The organism is Erwinia sp. 1181_3, from assembly GCF_052824965.1.
Genome location: NZ_VTDE01000007.1, coordinates 124,546 through 142,293 on the forward strand (window position 1 = coordinate 124,546; position 17,748 = coordinate 142,293).

Annotated in this window: 19 protein-coding genes; 17 read left to right on the forward strand and 2 right to left on the reverse strand. The window is 57.8% G+C overall.

From position 1 onward, the window contains the following. Positions 1–157: 157 nt before the first annotated feature. Positions 158–442, reverse strand: coding sequence for a YciI family protein (locus FY046_RS17235; protein WP_159337947.1), 285 nt, complete (start codon positions 440–442; stop codon positions 158–160). Between the two features lie 16 nt (positions 443–458). Further along, positions 459–1,442, reverse strand: a complete 984-nt coding sequence (locus tag FY046_RS17240) for an aminopeptidase (RefSeq protein WP_167863276.1) — start codon at positions 1,440–1,442, stop codon at positions 459–461. A 399-nt stretch (positions 1,443–1,841) separates the two neighbouring features. Here FY046_RS17240 and cysG point away from each other — a divergent pair, with 399 nt between their 5' ends. From cysG to FY046_RS17325, 17 genes are all read left to right on the forward strand, one after another. Further along, on the forward strand, positions 1,842–3,257 hold the full coding sequence (gene cysG / locus FY046_RS17245) for a siroheme synthase CysG (RefSeq protein ID WP_133846032.1): 1,416 nt from the start codon (positions 1,842–1,844) through the stop codon (positions 3,255–3,257). Between the two features lie 9 nt (positions 3,258–3,266). After that, positions 3,267–4,175, forward strand: a complete 909-nt coding sequence (cysD, locus tag FY046_RS17250; RefSeq protein WP_133846031.1) for a sulfate adenylyltransferase subunit CysD — start codon at positions 3,267–3,269, stop codon at positions 4,173–4,175. A gap of 9 nt (positions 4,176–4,184) precedes the next feature. Next, on the forward strand, positions 4,185–5,612 hold the full coding sequence (gene cysN, locus FY046_RS17255; RefSeq protein ID WP_133846030.1) for a sulfate adenylyltransferase subunit CysN: 1,428 nt from the start codon (positions 4,185–4,187) through the stop codon (positions 5,610–5,612). Position 5,613: 1 nt separating this feature from the next. After that, the gene (gene cysC, locus FY046_RS17260) at positions 5,614–6,219 is read left to right on the forward strand and encodes an adenylyl-sulfate kinase (protein WP_133846029.1); all 606 of its coding nucleotides are present in this window, start codon (positions 5,614–5,616) and stop codon (positions 6,217–6,219) included. Between the two features lie 82 nt (positions 6,220–6,301). Next, positions 6,302–6,622 carry a DUF3561 family protein gene (locus tag FY046_RS17265; protein ID WP_133846028.1) on the forward strand — a complete coding sequence of 107 codons (321 nt, stop codon included), beginning with the start codon at positions 6,302–6,304 and terminating at the stop codon, positions 6,620–6,622. 190 nt (positions 6,623–6,812) lie between these two features. Further along, the gene (gene ftsB / locus FY046_RS17270) at positions 6,813–7,124 is read left to right on the forward strand and encodes a cell division protein FtsB (RefSeq protein ID WP_133846027.1); all 312 of its coding nucleotides are present in this window, start codon (positions 6,813–6,815) and stop codon (positions 7,122–7,124) included. Between the two features lie 17 nt (positions 7,125–7,141). Continuing rightward, the gene (gene ispD, locus FY046_RS17275) at positions 7,142–7,846 is read left to right on the forward strand and encodes a 2-C-methyl-D-erythritol 4-phosphate cytidylyltransferase (RefSeq protein ID WP_133846026.1); all 705 of its coding nucleotides are present in this window, start codon (positions 7,142–7,144) and stop codon (positions 7,844–7,846) included. 11 nt (positions 7,847–7,857) lie between these two features. Next, a complete protein-coding gene (gene ispF, locus FY046_RS17280) occupies positions 7,858–8,331 on the forward strand; it encodes a 2-C-methyl-D-erythritol 2,4-cyclodiphosphate synthase (RefSeq protein WP_133846025.1) in 474 nt (157 codons plus the stop codon). Between the two features lie 3 nt (positions 8,332–8,334). After that, positions 8,335–9,384 carry a tRNA pseudouridine(13) synthase TruD gene (gene truD / locus FY046_RS17285; protein WP_133846024.1) on the forward strand — a complete coding sequence of 350 codons (1,050 nt, stop codon included), beginning with the start codon at positions 8,335–8,337 and terminating at the stop codon, positions 9,382–9,384. Between the two features lie 175 nt (positions 9,385–9,559). Further along, the gene (locus tag FY046_RS17290) at positions 9,560–10,579 is read left to right on the forward strand and encodes a 3-oxoacyl-[acyl-carrier-protein] synthase III C-terminal domain-containing protein (protein ID WP_133846023.1); all 1,020 of its coding nucleotides are present in this window, start codon (positions 9,560–9,562) and stop codon (positions 10,577–10,579) included. Beyond that, positions 10,576–11,592, forward strand: a complete 1,017-nt coding sequence (locus tag FY046_RS17295; RefSeq protein WP_446186311.1) for an NAD-dependent epimerase/dehydratase family protein — start codon at positions 10,576–10,578, stop codon at positions 11,590–11,592. Before FY046_RS17290 ends, FY046_RS17295 begins: the two co-directional genes overlap by 4 nt. Next, positions 11,585–12,391 carry an MBL fold metallo-hydrolase gene (locus FY046_RS17300; RefSeq protein ID WP_133846021.1) on the forward strand — a complete coding sequence of 269 codons (807 nt, stop codon included), beginning with the start codon at positions 11,585–11,587 and terminating at the stop codon, positions 12,389–12,391. Before FY046_RS17295 ends, FY046_RS17300 begins: the two co-directional genes overlap by 8 nt. After that, positions 12,388–13,677, forward strand: a complete 1,290-nt coding sequence (locus FY046_RS17305; protein ID WP_133846020.1) for a F390 synthetase-related protein — start codon at positions 12,388–12,390, stop codon at positions 13,675–13,677. Before FY046_RS17300 ends, FY046_RS17305 begins: the two co-directional genes overlap by 4 nt. Then, positions 13,674–14,285 (forward strand): phosphatase PAP2 family protein, encoded by a 612-nt coding sequence (locus tag FY046_RS17310; RefSeq protein ID WP_227534984.1) that lies wholly within the window; start codon positions 13,674–13,676, stop codon positions 14,283–14,285. The genes FY046_RS17305 and FY046_RS17310 overlap by 4 nt, the downstream gene beginning before the upstream one ends. After that, a complete protein-coding gene (locus FY046_RS17315; RefSeq protein WP_446186312.1) occupies positions 14,282–15,403 on the forward strand; it encodes a sterol desaturase family protein in 1,122 nt (373 codons plus the stop codon). Before FY046_RS17310 ends, FY046_RS17315 begins: the two co-directional genes overlap by 4 nt. Beyond that, positions 15,396–16,496 carry an acyl-CoA desaturase gene (locus tag FY046_RS17320; RefSeq protein WP_446186313.1) on the forward strand — a complete coding sequence of 367 codons (1,101 nt, stop codon included), beginning with the start codon at positions 15,396–15,398 and terminating at the stop codon, positions 16,494–16,496. The genes FY046_RS17315 and FY046_RS17320 overlap by 8 nt, the downstream gene beginning before the upstream one ends. Beyond that, on the forward strand, positions 16,493–17,581 hold the full coding sequence (locus FY046_RS17325) for a fatty acid desaturase family protein (protein WP_133846017.1): 1,089 nt from the start codon (positions 16,493–16,495) through the stop codon (positions 17,579–17,581). Before FY046_RS17320 ends, FY046_RS17325 begins: the two co-directional genes overlap by 4 nt. Positions 17,582–17,748: the final 167 nt, after the last annotated feature.

Sequence of the window (17,748 nt, forward strand, 5' to 3'; positions counted from 1 at the left end):
CAGAGAGGTGAACGTGATGGGACAGGTTAGCCAGGTCTCTGCGGCATGGATGCCGCAGCGAAGCCCCCAGGGAAGGGTTTACGGCGTCCTGGCGTTCTGCCCATTGCGGTCACCGGTGCTCTGTATTAAAGCGGGGTAGCTGTTGGTATCGGGACCATCAAATCCCGGTCAGTGCCGCAAACTTATCCGCAGAGCGGGTGATATTCACTTTTGTCACTTCGTAGCTGGCGACTTTCTGGAACGGATCTTCCGCCAGGATAACGTCCAGCTGCTTTCTGTCCATTTCTTTCACCATGATCATGCCGCCGGTGCGCGGATCTTTACGCCCGGCGCTGATAAAGGCCCCGGCGGTAAAGTAACGATTAATCCAGGCAACGTGAGGTTCCAGCAGCGCTTCCACTTCTTCCATGGGACGGGTGTAGGTCAGAAAGACGATATACATTCATCACTCCAAAACATTAAGGATTAGCCAGTTCGCGAATCAAGGGCAGCAGCACCGCCACCGAATCATGTGCTCGGTGGGTGATACGCCCCGGTAACCAGCGGTCAATATAGGTCAGATTATCACGCTGTGCCTGATGGCGCAGCGCAACAGGGAAGTGCTGGGCGATACTACGCGGCAGCTTGCCGGATGGCGCATCGCTGGCGTTGACCGACAGCAGCGGGAAGCCGGCGCGGTCGAAGGGGGTCTCTTCACTCGCTGTCTGCGCCGAACTTTTGATGCCCAGATGACGGGCCAGTGTCATGGCGCGATCGCGCGTCTGCCGGGCCACGGCTTTGGGGGTTTTGCTGCCGCTGGTAAACGTCAGATGGCTGCCGATAATCAGGCTGTCGAGATTAATTACCAGCAGCGTATTGTGTTTCTCTTCGGGGGTCATACGCGAAAGGTAGTCTTCGCTGCCCTGATGACCAATCTCTTCGCCGCTCAGAGCAACGAAACGCAAACTGTAATGCAGCGGCTGAGTACCGAGCCGCTGTGCCAGTTCCAGCATTACCCCCAGGCCGGAGGCATTATCATCCACGCCCTGATTGGTGAGCCCACCGAGGTTATTTTGCATCTCGCTATCATTGTGCGGCGTCCAGCTGTCGCTGTGGGCGATAATCACAATCTGCTGTGCGACCTGACCTTCCCGGGCCGCAATCACCGAGGTTGCATTGACGTTGCGCCATGTCACATCACCGCTCTGATGTTGATAGGCATAACGCGTGGTGAAACGACGCTGGTTGCTGTGATAGCCAAGCTGGGTGAACTGCTGCTGCAGATAATCGGCGGTCAGCATATCCGCCGGGCTGCCCGCCATTCTGCCGGGAAAATAGGTGGCAATATGCCGCAGTTGCTGTTCGGCGATACTGCCTGTCTTTATACTGACGGCATTCGTACTGAAATTGATGCCGCAAATGAGCAGTGCTGCCAGCATCCCCTGGCGCAGAAGGGTTACCATGGATCATTCCTTAAAACCTGTCGCATCAGGCTATTTTACTTGCCATTTTGAACCTGGGCAGTGCTCAAAATCCTCACGTACTGCGTGTACGCTGCGGGATTGAGCGCTGTCCGGGTCCAAACTGGCTGCGACAATTACGCCTAATCATTTAGGCATTGATACGTCGTCAGTGACGATACGTACGAAAATTTTTGCGCAGTTAGTATGAAATTGTGACGGCCGTTAAACAATTTTAATCTCTCTGAAAGGTGCGAAATATCATCTGTTAAGCACATTTTGTTCTCAGCTTTACCGGGGCGTTATTCCATTCGGTAACTACTCATTCCAATTAGTAATTTCATAAGCCTTAAGCGCGGGACGTATAGTCCCCTTAACAATAGTGATATAGACAGGGTTCACGTGGATTATCTCCCTCTTTTTGCTGATATCAGACACAAGCCGGTGCTGGTGGTTGGCGGTGGCGATGTCGCTGCACGCAAAATCGAACTGCTGCGCCGCGCCGGTGCGCATGTGCTGGTCGTGTCACACCATCTGTGTGAAGAACTGGCCGCATTGCATGACAGCGGCAGTATCGAATGGCTGGCAAAGGATTATCAGGCCACTCAGCTTGATCAGGTGTTCCTGGTGATTGCCGCCACCGATGATGGCGAACTCAATGGTCAGGTCTATCTGGATGCCACTGCGCGCCGTCTGCTGGCCAACGTGGTTGATGACCAGCCAAAATGCTCCTTTATTTTTCCTTCTATTGTTGATCGTTCCCCGCTGGTGGTCGCGATCTCCTCCAGCGGCACTGCGCCCGTACTGGCACGCCTGCTGCGTGAAAAACTGGAATCGCTGCTGCCTGCGAACCTGGGACAGATGGCGCATATTGCCGGCCAGTGGCGCGGGAAGGTGAAAGCCCGCTTCAACAAGATGTCCGACCGCCGCCGTTTTTGGGAAAAAGCCTTCAACGGCTTATTCGCCAATCAGGTCGCCTCCGGCAATCTTGAAGGGGCTAAACGCACGCTGGACCAGCAGTTGACTGACCCGGAAGCCCCGCAGGGAGAGATTATTCTGGTGGGTGCCGGGCCTGGCGACAGTGGCCTGCTGACCCTGCGTGGCTTGCAGGTGATGCAACTGGCTGATGTGGTGCTGTATGACCATCTGGTCAGCGATGAAATTCTGGATTTAGTGCGCCGCGATGCTGACCGCATCTGCGTGGGTAAGCGCGCTAACGCCCACAGTGTTCCGCAGGAGGAAACCAACCGCCTGCTGGTAAAACTGGCGAAGCAGGGCAAACGCGTTGTGCGCCTGAAGGGCGGTGACCCGTTTATCTTTGGCCGGGGGGGCGAAGAGCTTCAGGCCGCCGTGGCCGCTGGCATTCCCTTCCAGGTAGTGCCGGGCGTGACCGCAGCAGCAGGGGCGACCGCCTACGCGGGCATCCCACTGACTCACCGTGACCATGCACAAAGCGTTCTGTTCGTCACCGGACAATGCCGTGCGGATGGCAACGGCACCGACTGGCCATCGCTGGCCCGTTCACGTCAGACGCTGGCTATTTATATGGGGGCCATGGCGGCAGGCGACATTGCCAGCCAACTGATGGCGCACGGGCGCGATCCGGCCACCCCGGCTGCGGTGATTAGCCGCGGCACCCGTCAGGATCAGCAGGTACTGACCGGGACCTTACAACAACTTGAAGAACTGGCACGAAACGCCCCAACTCCGGCGCTGTTAGTGATTGGCGAAGTGGTCAAACTGCATGACGAGTTGGCATGGTTTCAACATTCAGCGCAGCAGGACGGACGCGAGTCCCCTGTTGTGAATTTGGCTTGAGGAAAAGATATGGATCAGAAACGACTCACTCATCTGCGTCAACTGGAGGCGGAAAGCATCCATATTATCCGCGAAGTGGCCGCAGAGTTCGGCAACCCGGTGATGATGTACTCTATCGGCAAAGACTCATCGGTGATGCTGCACCTGGCGCGTAAAGCCTTCTATCCGGGAACACTGCCGTTCCCGCTGCTGCATGTTGATACTGGCTGGAAATTCCGCGAAATGTACGAATTCCGCGATCGCATGGTGAAAAATATTGGTGCAGAGCTGCTGATCCACCGCAATCCGGAAGGCGTGGCGATGGGCATTAACCCGTTCGTTCACGGCAGTGCCAAACACACCGACATTATGAAAACTGAAGGGCTGAAGCAGGCGCTGAATAAGTACGGTTTTGATGCGGCCTTCGGTGGCGCACGCCGTGATGAAGAGAAATCTCGTGCGAAAGAGCGCATTTATTCCTTCCGTGACCGCTTTCATCGCTGGGACCCGAAAAATCAGCGGCCTGAGCTTTGGCACAACTATAACGGTCAGATTAACAAAGGCGAAAGCATCCGTGTTTTCCCGCTGTCCAACTGGACAGAGCTGGATATCTGGCAGTACATCTTCCTGGAAAATATCGAGATTGTGCCACTGTATCTGGCCGCGGAACGCCCGGTGCTGGAGCGTGACGGTATGCTGATGATGATCGACGACGATCGCATTGACCTGCAACCGGGCGAAGTGATCGAGCAACGTATGGTGCGTTTCCGTACCCTCGGCTGCTGGCCACTGACCGGCGCCGTCGAGTCCGAAGCGCAAACGCTGCCTGGGATCATCGAAGAGATGCTGGTTTCCACCACCAGTGAGCGCCAGGGGCGCATGATTGACCGCGATCAGGCCGGCTCAATGGAGCTGAAAAAACGCCAGGGCTACTTCTAAGGAACCGTCATGAATACAGTAATTGCACAACAGATTGCCGACCAGGGCGGCGTGGAAGCCTGGCTGCACACCCAGCAACATAAAAGTCTGCTGCGCTTTCTTACCTGCGGCAGCGTGGACGATGGCAAAAGTACGCTGATTGGCCGTCTGCTGCACGACACACGTCAGATTTACGAAGATCAGCTCTCGTCACTGCACAACGACAGTAAACGTCATGGCACCCAGGGCGAAAAACTGGATCTCGCGCTGCTGGTTGATGGTTTACAGGCTGAACGTGAGCAGGGCATTACCATTGACGTGGCCTATCGCTACTTCTCCACCGAGAAGCGTAAATTCATTATCGCCGACACGCCGGGCCATGAGCAGTACACGCGCAACATGGCGACCGGCGCTTCAACCTGCGATCTGGCGATCCTGCTGATCGATGCGCGCAAAGGCGTGCTCGATCAGACCCGTCGCCACAGCTTTATCTCCACTCTGCTGGGTATCAAGCATCTGATCGTCGCCATCAACAAGATGGATCTGGTGGAGTACAGCCAGGAGACCTTCGAGCAGATCAAACAGGATTACCTGGATTTTGCCGGGCAGTTGCCAGGCGATCTTGATATCCGCTTTGTGCCGCTGTCGGCGCTGGAGGGCGAAAACGTCGCCTCCCCGAGCGACGCGATGAACTGGTACAGCGGCCCAACGCTGCTGGACGTTCTGGAAACCGTGGATGTACAACGCGTGGTGGAGCAGCAGCCAATGCGCTTCCCGGTACAGTATGTTAACCGCCCGAACCTCGACTTCCGCGGCTACGCCGGGACGCTGGCCTCCGGCATTATTCAGGTCGGACAGCGGGTGAAGGTGCTGCCATCTGGCGTGGAGTCTGCTGTTGCGCGCATCGTGACGTTCGATGGCGATCTGGAGCAGGCTGCCGCCGGGGAAGCGATTACTCTGGTGCTGAAAGACGAAATTGATATCAGTCGTGGCGACCTGCTGGTGGCCGCGGATGCTGACCTGACGCCGGTGCAGGCTGCGGCAGTGGATGTGGTCTGGATGGCGGAAAAACCGCTGGTGCCGGGCCAGAGTTTCGACGTGAAAATTGCCGGGAAGAAAACCCGTGCGCGCGTGGAGCGCATTCAGCATCAGGTGGAGATCAACAACCTGACGCAGCACAACACCGATGAATTGCCGCTGAACGGTATCGGGCTGGTGGATCTGATCTTCGATGAGCCAATGGTGCTGGATCCGTACCAGCAAAACCCGGTGACCGGCGGGATGATCTTTATCGATCGCCTGAGCAACGTGACCGTTGGCGCGGGTATGATCCGTCAGCCGCTGGACGATGTGCAACAGAGCAGCGGTGATTTCAGCGCCTTTGAACTGGAACTGAATGCACTGGTGCGTCGTCATTTCCCACACTGGAATGCACGCGACCTGCTGGGCGGTAAGTAATATGGCGCAGCATGATGAAAATGTGGTGTGGCACGCGCATCCGGTCAGCCGGGAACAGCGTGAGCAGCAGCATGGTCATCAGGGCGTAGTGCTGTGGTTTACCGGGCTGTCAGGTTCCGGTAAATCCACCGTCGCTGGCGCGCTGGAGCAGGCACTGCATCGGTTGAACGTCAGCAGCTATCTGCTGGACGGGGATAATGTGCGTCACGGCCTGTGCCGCGATCTCGGCTTCAGTGATGACGATCGTAAAGAGAATATTCGCCGCGTCGGTGAGGTGGCGAAGCTGATGGTGGATGCCGGGCTGGTGGTATTAACCGCCTTTATCTCCCCTCATCGTGCCGAGCGTCAGATGGTGCGCGACATGGTCGGGGAAGGGCGTTTTATTGAAGTCTTTGTCGACACGCCGCTGGCTATCTGTGAAGTACGCGATCCGAAGGGGTTATACAAAAAAGCCCGAGCCGGGGAGCTGCGAAATTTCACCGGTATCGATGCAGTGTATGAAGCCCCTGAACGAGCGGATATTCATCTGGATGGTGAACAATTGGTAACACATTTAACCCGCCAGTTATTAGACGTGCTGCGCCAGCGAGATATTATCAAACCCTGAGAGAGCTTCGGCTAACGCCCGTTTGCGGGCAGTTATCAGGCGGAGGCAGTTTGGCCTCCGCCTAAGCATCAACGGGAAGTCTATGCAAAACGTTACCCCCATGCTGGCAGGTAAAGACGAACGCGAGCGGGAAGAGCCGTCATGGGCCATCCCTGGTGGCGCGATGGGCTTTGTTTCATGGTGGGTCGCGCTGGCGATCCCTTTCCTGCTGTATGGTTCCACTACCCTGTTTTTTTTCCTCTACACCTGGCCTTTCTTCCTGGCACTGTTACCGGTGTCGGTGCTGGTGGGAATCGCCGCGACTATGCTGCTGCGTGAGCATTTTGTCTGGGCTGCGCTGGCGACGGTGCTGCTGGTGATCGCCCTTTTCTGGCTGTTATTTACGCTTCTCACCGGCTGGTGACCCGTCAGTGAGATGTGCAAATACATCGCAACGTTACAAAATCTATCAGTGCAGGGCGTTTTAATGCTCTTTTTTGCTGTTTTTTAACGCGTATTGACGCCGTATTCTGAGAAAGTGGTTCTATTTCATCGACGGAGTGGAGTCATACCAAAAGTTATGGGATGATTGAGCCGTTTTTCAGGGGGCGGGGATGGGCAAACTTACGTTGCTGTTACTTGTACTTCTCGGCTGGCTGCAGTATTCGCTCTGGCTGGGCAAGAACGGCATTCATGATTATACACGCGTTAATGAGGATGTTGCTCAGCAACAGGCCAATAACGCCAAGCTTAAAGCGCGTAACGATCAGCTTTTTGCCGAAATCGACGATTTAAACGGCGGTTCGGAAGCGATCGAGGAACGCGCACGCAATGAGCTGGGGATGATTAAACCCGGCGAGACCTTCTATCGCCTTGTGCCGGATCAAAACAAACGAAACGCGCAGCAGCGAACAGCCAGTCAGTAACCATCACCATGAGCATCATGAATAACGCCGAATCCTCTCCGGAGATCATCGCCATCGTCCCCGCTGCGGGGATCGGTAGCCGTATGCTCTCCGAGTGCCCCAAGCAATATCTCACCATTGGTGAAAAAACCATTCTGGAACACAGCATCGATGCGCTGCTGGCTCATCCGGCTGTCAGCCGGGTGATCGTGGCGCTCAGCCCGCAGGATATCCATTTTCGCCAGTTGCCGGTGGCCGCGGATGTGCGTGTGACGACGGTGGTCGGCGGCGGACTGCGCGCTGATTCGGTACTGGCAGGTTTGCAGGCGGCAAAAGAGGCGCAATGGGTGCTGGTGCATGATGCGGCTCGGCCCTGCCTGCATCTCAGCGATTTGACCCGACTGCTGGCACTGACCGCCACCAGCGAAGTGGGCGGTATTCTTGCCGCCCCGGTGCGCGATACGATGAAACGCGCCATCGGGGGCCGCAGCAATATTGATCATACCGTTGAGCGCGAAGCGCTGTGGCATGCGCTGACACCGCAACTTTTCCCGCAGGCGTTATTGCATGACTGCCTGCTGCGTGCGCTGAATGAAGGCGCCACGATCACGGATGAAGCCTCTGCGCTGGAATATTGTGGCTACCACCCTGAGCTGGTGAGCGGGCGCAGTGATAACCTGAAGGTGACAAGGCCGGAAGACCTGGCGCTGGCGCAATTTTATCTGACCCAAATACAACGTTAGGAGAACACATAATGCGTATCGGTCACGGTTTTGATGTCCATGCCTTCGGTGGCGAAGGCCCGCTGATTATTGGCGGCGTACGAATCCCTTATGAAAAAGGGTTACTGGCGCATTCTGATGGTGATGTTGCCCTGCATGCGCTGACAGATGCACTGCTGGGTGCGGCGGCACTGGGCGATATTGGCAAACTGTTCCCGGACACCGATGAGGCTTATAAAGGCGCGGACAGCCGCGAACTGCTGCGCGAAGCGATGCGCCAGATCGCCAAAAAAGGCTATCGCGTGGGCAACGTCGATGTGACGATTATTGCTCAGGCACCGAAAATGCTGCCCCATGCGCCGCAGATGCGCATCAATATTGCTGAAGATCTCGGGATCCATATGGATGAGGTCAATGTGAAAGCGACCACCACCGAAAGACTCGGTTTTACCGGGCGCGGTGAAGGCATCGCTTGTGAAGCCGTTGCCCTGTTGATGAAGGTGTAACCGATGGATTTAACCCAACAGGGCTGGCTGCACGGTCAGCCGGTTGCCAGCGGTGTGCTGAAGGCTCACGCGGAAGATTTCGTTGTGATCGAAGACCTCGGCTACGCCCCGGACGGTGACGGCGAACAGCTGCTGGTGCGTATTCGCAAAAATGGCTGCAATACCCGTTTTGTTGCCGAAGCGCTGGCAAAGTTTGTTGGCATTCATCCGCGTGACGTCAGTTTTGCCGGGATGAAGGATCGCCATGCGGTGACCGAGCAGTGGTTCTGCCTGCGTGTACCGGGCAAAGTCACTCCGGACCTCAGCGCGTTTGAGCTGACAGGCGTTGAGGTGCTGGAAAGCGCCCGCCATCGCCGCAAGCTGCGTACCGGGGCGTTACAGGGCAATGCCTTTGCGTTGGTACTGCGCCAGATTTCTGACCGTGATGCGGTGGAACAGCGCCTGCAATTGATTGCTCGTGACGGCGTACCCAACTACTTTGGCAGCCAGCGTTTCGGCCATGAGGGTAACAATCTGACGATGGCGCAGCGCTGGGCGGCAGATGAAATCCGCGTGCGTGAGCGCAATAAACGCAGCTTTATTCTGTCGGCTGCCCGCAGCGCCATGTTTAATCAGGTGGTCAGTGACCGTCTGGCGCAGCAGGGCTCACTGTGTAAGGTGCTGCCGGGCGATGCCTTGCAGCTGACCGGGCGCGGCAGTTGGTTTGTGGCTGAGGCTGCGGAGCTGGATACCCTGCAACAGCGCGTTGATGCCAGTGAACTGCGCATTACTGCACCGCTGCCGGGCAGCGGCGAGTGGGGTACGCGTGACGAAGCGCTGGCTTTTGAGCAAAACAGCCTGGCCGGTGAAGCTGCGCTGCTCGCGCTGATGGATCGTGAACGTGTGGATGCCGCACGTCGTGCAATGCTGGTGATCCCGCGCGATCTCCGCTGGAACTGGCTGGATGACGTCACGCTGGAGATGAACTTCTGGCTCCCGGCGGGCAGCTTTGCCACCAGCGTGGTGCGCGAACTGCTGTTGACCCAGGGCAGCGCAGCCGAGGTTGACGAGTAATTCCCCTTGCAGCAGAGCCTGATTCTCAGCAGGCTCTGCTGATTTATCCGCTTAAGTCAGTCGTTCCTTTCACTGTTTTCTCCCCGCTATCTTCTTCTTTTCTGGCGATTTTGCGAGAACCCGTACTTCCGTTACAATGCGCAATAATTTAACAATTTTGTTAATGGGAATACGGATGAACCAACCCCATCTGCCAGTGCCGGATAGCACAACGGCTTTCGTGCCTTTGAAGATTATTGCCAGCGGTGTGGCCCTGCCTCCCGGCTGCGTCACCTCAGCGATGCTCGACGAACGTCTGGGTATGAAACCCGGCTATGTTGAAAAACGCTCGGGTATCGCTCATCGCTTTCATGCCGATCACCAGGCCAGTCAGGCGCAACTGGGCGCCGATGCGCTGGCCGCTGCACTAAGTGCACAACATATCGACCCGGCTTCCATTGATTTGCTCATCTTCGCCTCGGCCATCGCCGTCCAGGCATTGCCATGCAGTGCCATACAGGTGCTCAAGCTGTCGCCTCTGACGCCGGGCACCGCGGTGTTTGATATTAACAGCAGCTGCGTCAGCTTTATTTCGGCGTTGCAGGTGGCGGGGGGATTAGTGAACTGCGGTGCCTATCGGCGCATTGCTATTGTGTCGACTGAGCTGGCGTCACGCGGTATTGACTGGGAGCATGAAGAGTCATCGCTGATCTTCGGCGACGGCGCGGCCTGCGCCATCGTGGAACGCGGTGACGGGCAAAGCGGCATTCTCTCCTGCCTGATGGAGAGCTGGCCGGATGGCAGTGAACTCTGTGAGATCCGTGCCGGAGGCACGCGCTGCAACCCGCGTGCGGGCATGCGCGACAGCGATTTTCTGTTCCATATGCAGGGCAAAAAACTGTTCCGTCAGGCCTCGGGGCTGATCGAAGATTATCTGGCGCGCCTGCTGGCGATGGCCGGATTGACTCTGGCACAGATCGCCACGGTGGTGCCGCATCAGGCCAGCCACCTGTCGCTGGAACATATGCGTAAACGGCTGAACGTCAGCAGTGATGCGCTGGTGGATATTTACCGTTATCGCGGAAACCAGGTGGCGGCATCGATTCCCAGCGCGCTGCATGAAGCGATGGTCACCGATCGTTTCCAAAAAGGCCCGGTGATGCTGATTGGTACCGCCGCCGGGTTAACCCTGGGTGGCATGGTGCTGCTGCCGTGAAGGTTCTGGTCACCGGAGCCACCAGTGGTCTGGGGCGCAACGTCGTTGAGTGGCTGCTGGCGGCCGGGCATCAGGTGCTGGCAACCGGGCGTGATGATGCGGTGGGAGAGATACTGCGGCAGTGCGGGGCGCAGTTTACCGCCCTGGATCTGGCCCGGGCTTCGGCTGCCGATTGCGCTGACCTGGTCGGCGAGGCTGAGGCCGTGTGGCACTGCGCTGCCAAGTCCTCGCCCTGGGGGCCGCGTGACGATTTCTGGCAGGCCAATGTTACGGCCACTGAGCGTCTGACGGCTGCCGCCGGGCAGCGGGGCGTTCGGCGTTTTATTCATATCTCCACGCCCTCAATCTATTTCGATTATTCCCCTCATCACGATATTGATGAAACCTTCCGCGCCCGGCGTTTTGCCAATCACTATGCTGCCAGCAAATATGCCGCCGAGCAGGTGGTGTTGCAGCGGGTGGCACAGCATCCTGCCACCACCTTTGTCATGCTGCGTCCGCGTGCGCTGTTTGGTCCACACGATCGGGTGATTGTGCCGCGCCTGCTGGCACAGATTCAGCGTGATAATGGCGTGCTGCGGCTGCCCAACGGCGGGAATACGCTGCTCGATCTGACCTTTGTACTCAACGTGGTGCAGGCAATGTGGCTGGCGACCGATGTACCCGACCTGGCTTCTGGCGCGGTGTATAACGTGACCAATCAGCAGCCGGTAACGCTGGCGGAGGTGTTGCGCCCGTTGCTTAACCAGCAGCTTGGGTTGAACTGCGCGATCCGCTCACTGCCAGCCAGCCTGCTTTACGGTGTGGCGGCATTGATGGAGGGGGCGGCGTTACTGACGCGGCGTGAGCCGTTACTGACCCGCTACAGCGTCGGCGCGGTGAGCCTGGATATGACCCTCAGCCAGCAGCGTGTCATCGATGAACTGGGTTATCGCCCGCATTATTCTATGGATGAGGCGATTGCGCTGACCGGGGCATGGTGGCGGCAGCAGGGAGTGGGTCAGCGTGGCTAAACTGACGACGTTCGAAGCGGGTTACTGCACTCACCGTGGCTGCATGGCACTGCGCGGTGCCGGGCTGCGCGTCTGCCAGTTTCCTGCCCGAGCCTGGTTGCTGGAGGCCAATAACCGTCGCTGGATATGGGATACCGGCTATGCCAGCCACTTTATTGATCACACCCGTCAGGGCATTTTCCGTCTCTATGCACAGCTGACCCCGGTCTATTTCTCGCCAGAGCAGGCGCTGGTGGCGCAGCTCGGCCAGGCCGGATATCAACCTGATGATATCCAGGGGCTGATTATTTCCCATTTCCACGGCGACCATATTGCCGGTCTGCACGATTTTCCGGGCGTTCCAATGATCGCCTCCGGGGAGGGCTGGCAGAAAACCCGCAGCCTGAAAGGTGTGCGCGCGCTGAAAAATGCTTTTGTGCCGGGACTGATCCCGGCCGATTTTGAGTCACGCCTGCATTTTGTTGAGCGCTTCGACGTTGTCGATCTTCCCGCTGAACTTCATCCTTTTGAGCGCGGCTGGCAACTGCCGGACAGCAACGGCGAAATTGTGCTGGTCGCGCTGCCGGGCCATGCTGCCGGGCATCTTGGCGCGTTTATCCTGCAGGATGATGGCTGGACGCTGCTGGCCAGCGATGCCGCCTGGTGCCCGGATAACTACCAGAAATTGCGCGGCCCCTCACGGCTGGCCAGTCTGATTATGGATGACAGCGCCGCCTATTACCGCACGCTCACCCAGCTGCACCAGCTCTGGCGTGGCGGCAAAGTGCGTATTCTGCTGTGTCACGAGGGGGATTTATGATCCCGGTACGTATGCTGTGGCACTACTTCCGTGCGCGGCGGCTGCGGTTTCGCGATCGCGCCGCGCTTGAGCGGTGGCAGGCCAGGCAGTTGCAACGTTTTGCCCGTCAGGTGATGGCGAAAAGTCCGTTCTATGCCCCGTTCTGTCATCAGCCGTTGTCGTCATGGCCGCTGAGTGACAAAGCGCAGATGATGACCCATTTTGATCAGATGAATACCGCCGGGCTGCAGGTCGATACGCTGCTCCAGTGTGCCCTGAAAAGTGAACAAGACCGCGATTTTGCGCCGAAAGTCGGGCGCTTCAGCGTGGGCTTATCGTCCGGCACATCCGGGCGGCGCGGCGTGTTTGTGGTGAGTCCACGGGAGCAGCGCATCTGGGCAGGCGGTATGCTGGCGAAGATGCTGCCACGCGGGCTGCTCTCAGGTGAACGTGTGGCGCTGTTTCTGCGTGCCGATAATCATCTCTATCACAGCGTGAATACCCGCTGGCTGAGCCTGGCGTTCTTTGATCTGTTCGCACCGTTCAGTGAGCATTTGCGTACGCTGCCAGCGTTTGCGCCGACGATCATTGTGGCGCCAGCGCAGGTCTTGCGGGCGCTGGCACTGGCCGTGCAGGGTGGGCAACTTAAACTGAGCGTCAGCCGGGTGATCTCTGTAGCGGAAGTGCTGGAACCACAGGATCGCCAGCTGCTAGAAACGGTGTTCGGCGATGTGGCCGAGGTCTATCAGGCCACCGAGGGGTTTCTCGCGGCCAGCTGTTCTCATGGGCGCCTGCATCTTAATGAAGAATTTATCCATGTGGAGCCGGAGTGGATTGATGAGCGGCGCTTTACGCCGGTGATTACGGATTTCAGTCGCCGCACTCAGCCCGTGATTCGCTACCGGCTGGACGATGTGCTGGTCGCCGCAAATGAACCTTGCCCTTGCGGGCAGCCGACCCGGGTGTTGGAGGCTATAGAAGGACGTCGCGATGACCAGCTTCTGCTACCTGATATGAAGGGTGACGTGCAGGCCGTCTTTGCCGATGTGTGCAGCCGCGCGATTGCCCGTTCCCTGCCGCTGACCAGTGATTACCGGCTGGTGCAGACGGGGATGCTCGATGTGCAGCTGATTAGCGATGCGGATGAAGCGTCGCTGGTCGCCTGCCAGCAGGCGCTGATTGCGCTGTTCGCACAGCAGGGGATCGCCACGGAGAGACTGTGCTGGCAGCTCAGTGTACAGCCGCTGATGCCGCAGTTTGACCGCAAGCGGCGGCGTATTATTCGCCAAAAAGGAGAAGGCGTATGAATCTGTTACGTCGCTTAGTGGCAATGCTGTTGGGCTGGGGCAGTGTCGGCGTGATCTACACGTTCAGCGATCGCTGGCAGGGGCCCGGCACGGTGATGCACCCCGGTTTCGTTGACCGGATGATTCCGTTCAGTGCCGATGGCATCTGGCTCTACCTCTCTTTTTTCCTGCTGATCCCCGCGGGTTATCTGTTCTGCCGTCCGGAGAAACTGCGCTGGTTAACGGGCTCAATGATCCTCACCGCGCTGGTATGCGGTGCGGTGTATTTGCTGTGGCCCACCACGCTGGTCTATCCCATCGATCACGGTCAGGGGCTGAGTTCGCATCTGCTGGCGCAGCTGGTGGCCGCCGACTCAACACAGAACTGTTTGCCCTCGCTGCATATGGCGCTGTCGCTGTTGGCGGTCTGGGCGCTGTATCAGCCTGAACAACGCTGGCGCAGCGGGCTATTGTTATTGTGGGGGGCGCTGATCGCGGTATCGATTCTGCAACTGCGCCGCCACCTGTTTATTGACCTGGTCAGCGGTGCGCTGGTGGCGCTGGTCTGCGGCTGGATCTGCCTGCGGGCAGCACAGACGTTTCCTTATTCATGGAGAGAGCGGCAATGAGTGATCTGGTCGTGCCGATTGTGGCGATGGTCTTGCTGGTGATGGCCGAGGCGCTGGTGCTGAACCGTCAGGATAAGCAGCGGGTCAACTGGCATGATGTGGTGTTTAACCTCAACTCCGGCCATATCATGCTGTGGCTGTTTCGTGGCCTTGAGGTGACCTGTTACGGCTATGTGGCGCTGCACTTCAGCCAGCACTGGCTGGATGTGCTGCCGACCTGGGGACTGTGGCTGTTTGCGCTGCTGGCCTGGGATTTTGCCTTTTACTGGCTGCACCGCCTGCATCATCGTTTCAGTCTGCTGTGGGCCGTGCACGTCGTCCATCACCAGGGCGAGCACTTTAATCTGTCGCTGGGGGTGCGTAACTCCTGGTACTCTTCACTGACCTCGATTCCCTTTTTCCTGCTGCTGGCGATAGCCGGTGTGCCGCTGTCGGTGTTTATCACCGTATCGATTTTCCACTACAGCGTGCAGTTGTTTAACCACAACGCGCTGACGCCGAAGCTGGGCTGGCTGGAATATATTCTGGTGACGCCGAATCATCACCGTGTCCATCACGTTTGCGATCGCGCTTATTCCGATAAGAACTTTGGCGGCAGCTTTATTTTCTGGGACAAAATGTTTGGGACGTTTGCCCGCCTGCCAGAAACAGAGTATCGCTTCGGCACCGGTGGGGAGCGCTCATCCCGTAACCCGTTCTGGGCCAGTAACCGGCCATTTTTCCGGCTGCTTAAACTGCCATTTTCTCCGGCGAAAAGCGCGGCCACGTTTCATTGCCGCGCCCGCGCACTGACCAGCGGTATGCTGCTGTTATTTGTGCTGGTGGTGAGTTATGTCTGGATATATGGCTACGGCTATCAAAATATCGGCCGGGAGCAGGTGGCGCTGTTTGTGTTACTGGCGCTCGGGGCGGTGGCATTAGGTGGGTTGTCGGAAGGACGGCGCTGGAGCCCGCTGCTGTGGCTGGTGGTGGGGCTGGCGTATCCGGCGTGGTTTATCCTGTGCCGCGAGTCGGTTGAGATCTGGCTGGCTGGCGCACTGCTGGTGATGCTGCACAGCATCGCACTGGCGGCGGGGTGGGGGCGTCAGGTGCTGATCCCGGAGGCAGAACATGGCTGATTCACTGCCACCGCTGCGTTATCCTCCGGACGGCGAACAGGCATTCCACCAGGCGTTGCAGCGTGCAGCGCATCAGTATCTTTCCGCATCCAAAGATCATCGTTTCGCCGGACGCGGCGACTGGCTGAAAGCAGGGGTGTTACTGATACTTTGTGTCTCCTGCTATGGGCTGAGCCTGCTTCAGTCCAGCAGCGGTGGATTTGTTCTCTGCTATCTCCTGTTTATGCTGATGGCAATGCTGCTTAATATTGTGGTTAACCATGATGCCAGCCACGGTGTCTTCAGCCATTCGCCGCGTGTTAATCGTCTTATCAGCCGCCTGGTGACGTTGCCGCTGGGGCTGGACCCGGATTACTGGCGCGTGCGCCATGTCCATTTTCATCATGTTTACGCCAATATCGAACATTACGATCTCGATACCGAAGAGAACGGTTTCTTCCGGCAAACCCCGTATCAGCGTTGGCGACCGTGGATGCGCTGGCAGCATCTTTACTGGCCACTGGTGGCCGCACTGTCGCTGCCGTATCTGGCCTGGGTGTTTGACTGGGCCGACCGCTGTGGAAAAACGCCGCTGGCGGAAAGGCGTGTGATGCCGGGTGTCCGCGGCTGGCTATTGTTTTGCGGCAGTAAAGTCTTGCATCTGCTGCTGGTTCTCGCTGTACCGCTGTGGGCGGCAGAGCAGAATGGCATCGCGATGTCCGTAGTGCTGGGTGCCTGGCTGTGTAGCCAGATGATGGCTTCTTTGCTGGTGGTATTCCTGCTGCTGGGCACCCACTGGGCTGAGGCGGAGTTTTTCGAGGTCGGGCCTGACGGGAAGCTGCCGCAAGGCTGGTATCGCCATAACTTCGCCACCGCCTGCGACTGGCTGCCTTCGCCTGCCTGGATCGGGCATTTCACTGGCGGGCTAAATATGCACCTGACGCACCATCTGTTTCCCGGATGGCATCACCGGCATTATCCGGCACTGGCGGAGAGACTTGCCCGGCTTGCCAGCGAACACGGCATGAATTACCGCTGTATCAGTTATCGCGAACTGCTGCGGCGTCAGCAGACGTTTTTACGCCGGATGGGACAGCCGGAGGAGGTTGCATGAACCCGCCACCGCTGCGTTTTTCCCGTGAAAATCTGCAATTTCACCGCGAGTTGACGCGAGCCACTCAGGCGTGGCTCGATCAGCACGGCGACCACCGTTTTGCCAACGGGGCGATGATCGCCAAAGCGGTGCTGCTGGCCTTACTGGCTGCCGGTTGCGGCTGGCTTGGCCTGCAGCAGACTCACTGGACGGGCTGGGCGGCTTGCCAGGCCGGGGTCAGTTTCTTTGCCATGCTGCTGACGATCAACGTGGTACATGATGCCTCGCATCAGGCTTTTTTCAGGTCAAAATCGGCCAATCGCTGGCTGAATGTGCTGGCTACCATTCCGCTGGGGCTGGACCCGGAGTGCTGGCGTGTGCGCCATGTGCTGATGCATCACACCGGAAATAATGTCATCGGGTATGACCCGGATATGGAAGAGAATGGCATTCTTCGCCAGTCGCGTTTTCAGCGACTGCGCCCGCTAATGCGCTATCAGCGCTATTACTGGCCGCTGGTGGCTGCTCTGACGTTTCCCTATTATATCTGGCTGTTTGACTGGCTGGATCGCGCCGGGCAGACACGCGTAGGGGCGAAAATGCGCTTGCAGGGTATTAAAGGCTGGGCGGCTTTTTTACTGGTAAAAGTGGGCCATTTTTTACTGGTGCTGGCGCTGCCCTTATGGCTGTTGCCGCCTTCATTAGGCATCGGCACAATCGTGCTGGTTTATCTTTCCTGTCAGATGCTGGCATCGCTGGTTTTTGTCATGCTGATTATCGGTACTCACTGGGCGAAAGGAAACAGCTACCAGCCCACCGAACAGGGGAAATTGCCCCACAGCCGCTACAGTCACCTGTTTGCGACAACCTGCGACTGGACGACGCGGCCGCACTGGCTGGGTTACTGGCTGGGCGGAATGAATCTGCACTTAACGCATCATCTGTTCCCCCACTGGAACCATCGTCACTACCCGATGCTGGCGGGGATCATTGCGCAGATCGCCGCACGTTATGGTTATGATTATCAGTGCCTGACGCTCACTCAACTGATGAGTTCGCAGCAACGTTTTTTACAGGAACTGGGGGAAGACAAGGCCGAAAGCTGATCGGCCCGCCCTGCGATGGCTCACTGGCATCCTTTATTTACCAGATATTTACACCTACCACTCCCTGGCGCATCCAGCTAAAATGTTTTCAGCCGCATCCGACGCCCCGGGAACACGAGTCAGTTTTCGGGGGAGGGTGAACAAAATTTATCAACAGGTTAGGTCTC

Coding starts and splice junctions, on each gene's coding strand:
- ftsB (WP_133846027.1), top strand. CDS start 6,813: ATGGGCAAACTTACGTTGCTGTTACTTGTACTTCTCGGCTGGCTGCAG.
- FY046_RS17240 (WP_167863276.1), bottom strand. CDS start 1,442: ATGGTAACCCTTCTGCGCCAGGGGATGCTGGCAGCACTGCTCATTTGC.
- truD (WP_133846024.1), top strand. CDS start 8,335: ATGGATTTAACCCAACAGGGCTGGCTGCACGGTCAGCCGGTTGCCAGC.
- FY046_RS17290 (WP_133846023.1), top strand. CDS start 9,560: ATGAACCAACCCCATCTGCCAGTGCCGGATAGCACAACGGCTTTCGTG.
- FY046_RS17325 (WP_133846017.1), top strand. CDS start 16,493: ATGAACCCGCCACCGCTGCGTTTTTCCCGTGAAAATCTGCAATTTCAC.
- FY046_RS17235 (WP_159337947.1), bottom strand. CDS start 442: ATGTATATCGTCTTTCTGACCTACACCCGTCCCATGGAAGAAGTGGAA.
- cysC (WP_133846029.1), top strand. CDS start 5,614: ATGGCGCAGCATGATGAAAATGTGGTGTGGCACGCGCATCCGGTCAGC.
- cysD (WP_133846031.1), top strand. CDS start 3,267: ATGGATCAGAAACGACTCACTCATCTGCGTCAACTGGAGGCGGAAAGC.
- FY046_RS17305 (WP_133846020.1), top strand. CDS start 12,388: ATGATCCCGGTACGTATGCTGTGGCACTACTTCCGTGCGCGGCGGCTG.
- ispF (WP_133846025.1), top strand. CDS start 7,858: ATGCGTATCGGTCACGGTTTTGATGTCCATGCCTTCGGTGGCGAAGGC.
- FY046_RS17265 (WP_133846028.1), top strand. CDS start 6,302: ATGCAAAACGTTACCCCCATGCTGGCAGGTAAAGACGAACGCGAGCGG.
- cysN (WP_133846030.1), top strand. CDS start 4,185: ATGAATACAGTAATTGCACAACAGATTGCCGACCAGGGCGGCGTGGAA.
- FY046_RS17315 (WP_446186312.1), top strand. CDS start 14,282: ATGAGTGATCTGGTCGTGCCGATTGTGGCGATGGTCTTGCTGGTGATG.
- FY046_RS17310 (WP_227534984.1), top strand. CDS start 13,674: ATGAATCTGTTACGTCGCTTAGTGGCAATGCTGTTGGGCTGGGGCAGT.
- FY046_RS17320 (WP_446186313.1), top strand. CDS start 15,396: ATGGCTGATTCACTGCCACCGCTGCGTTATCCTCCGGACGGCGAACAG.
- ispD (WP_133846026.1), top strand. CDS start 7,142: ATGAATAACGCCGAATCCTCTCCGGAGATCATCGCCATCGTCCCCGCT.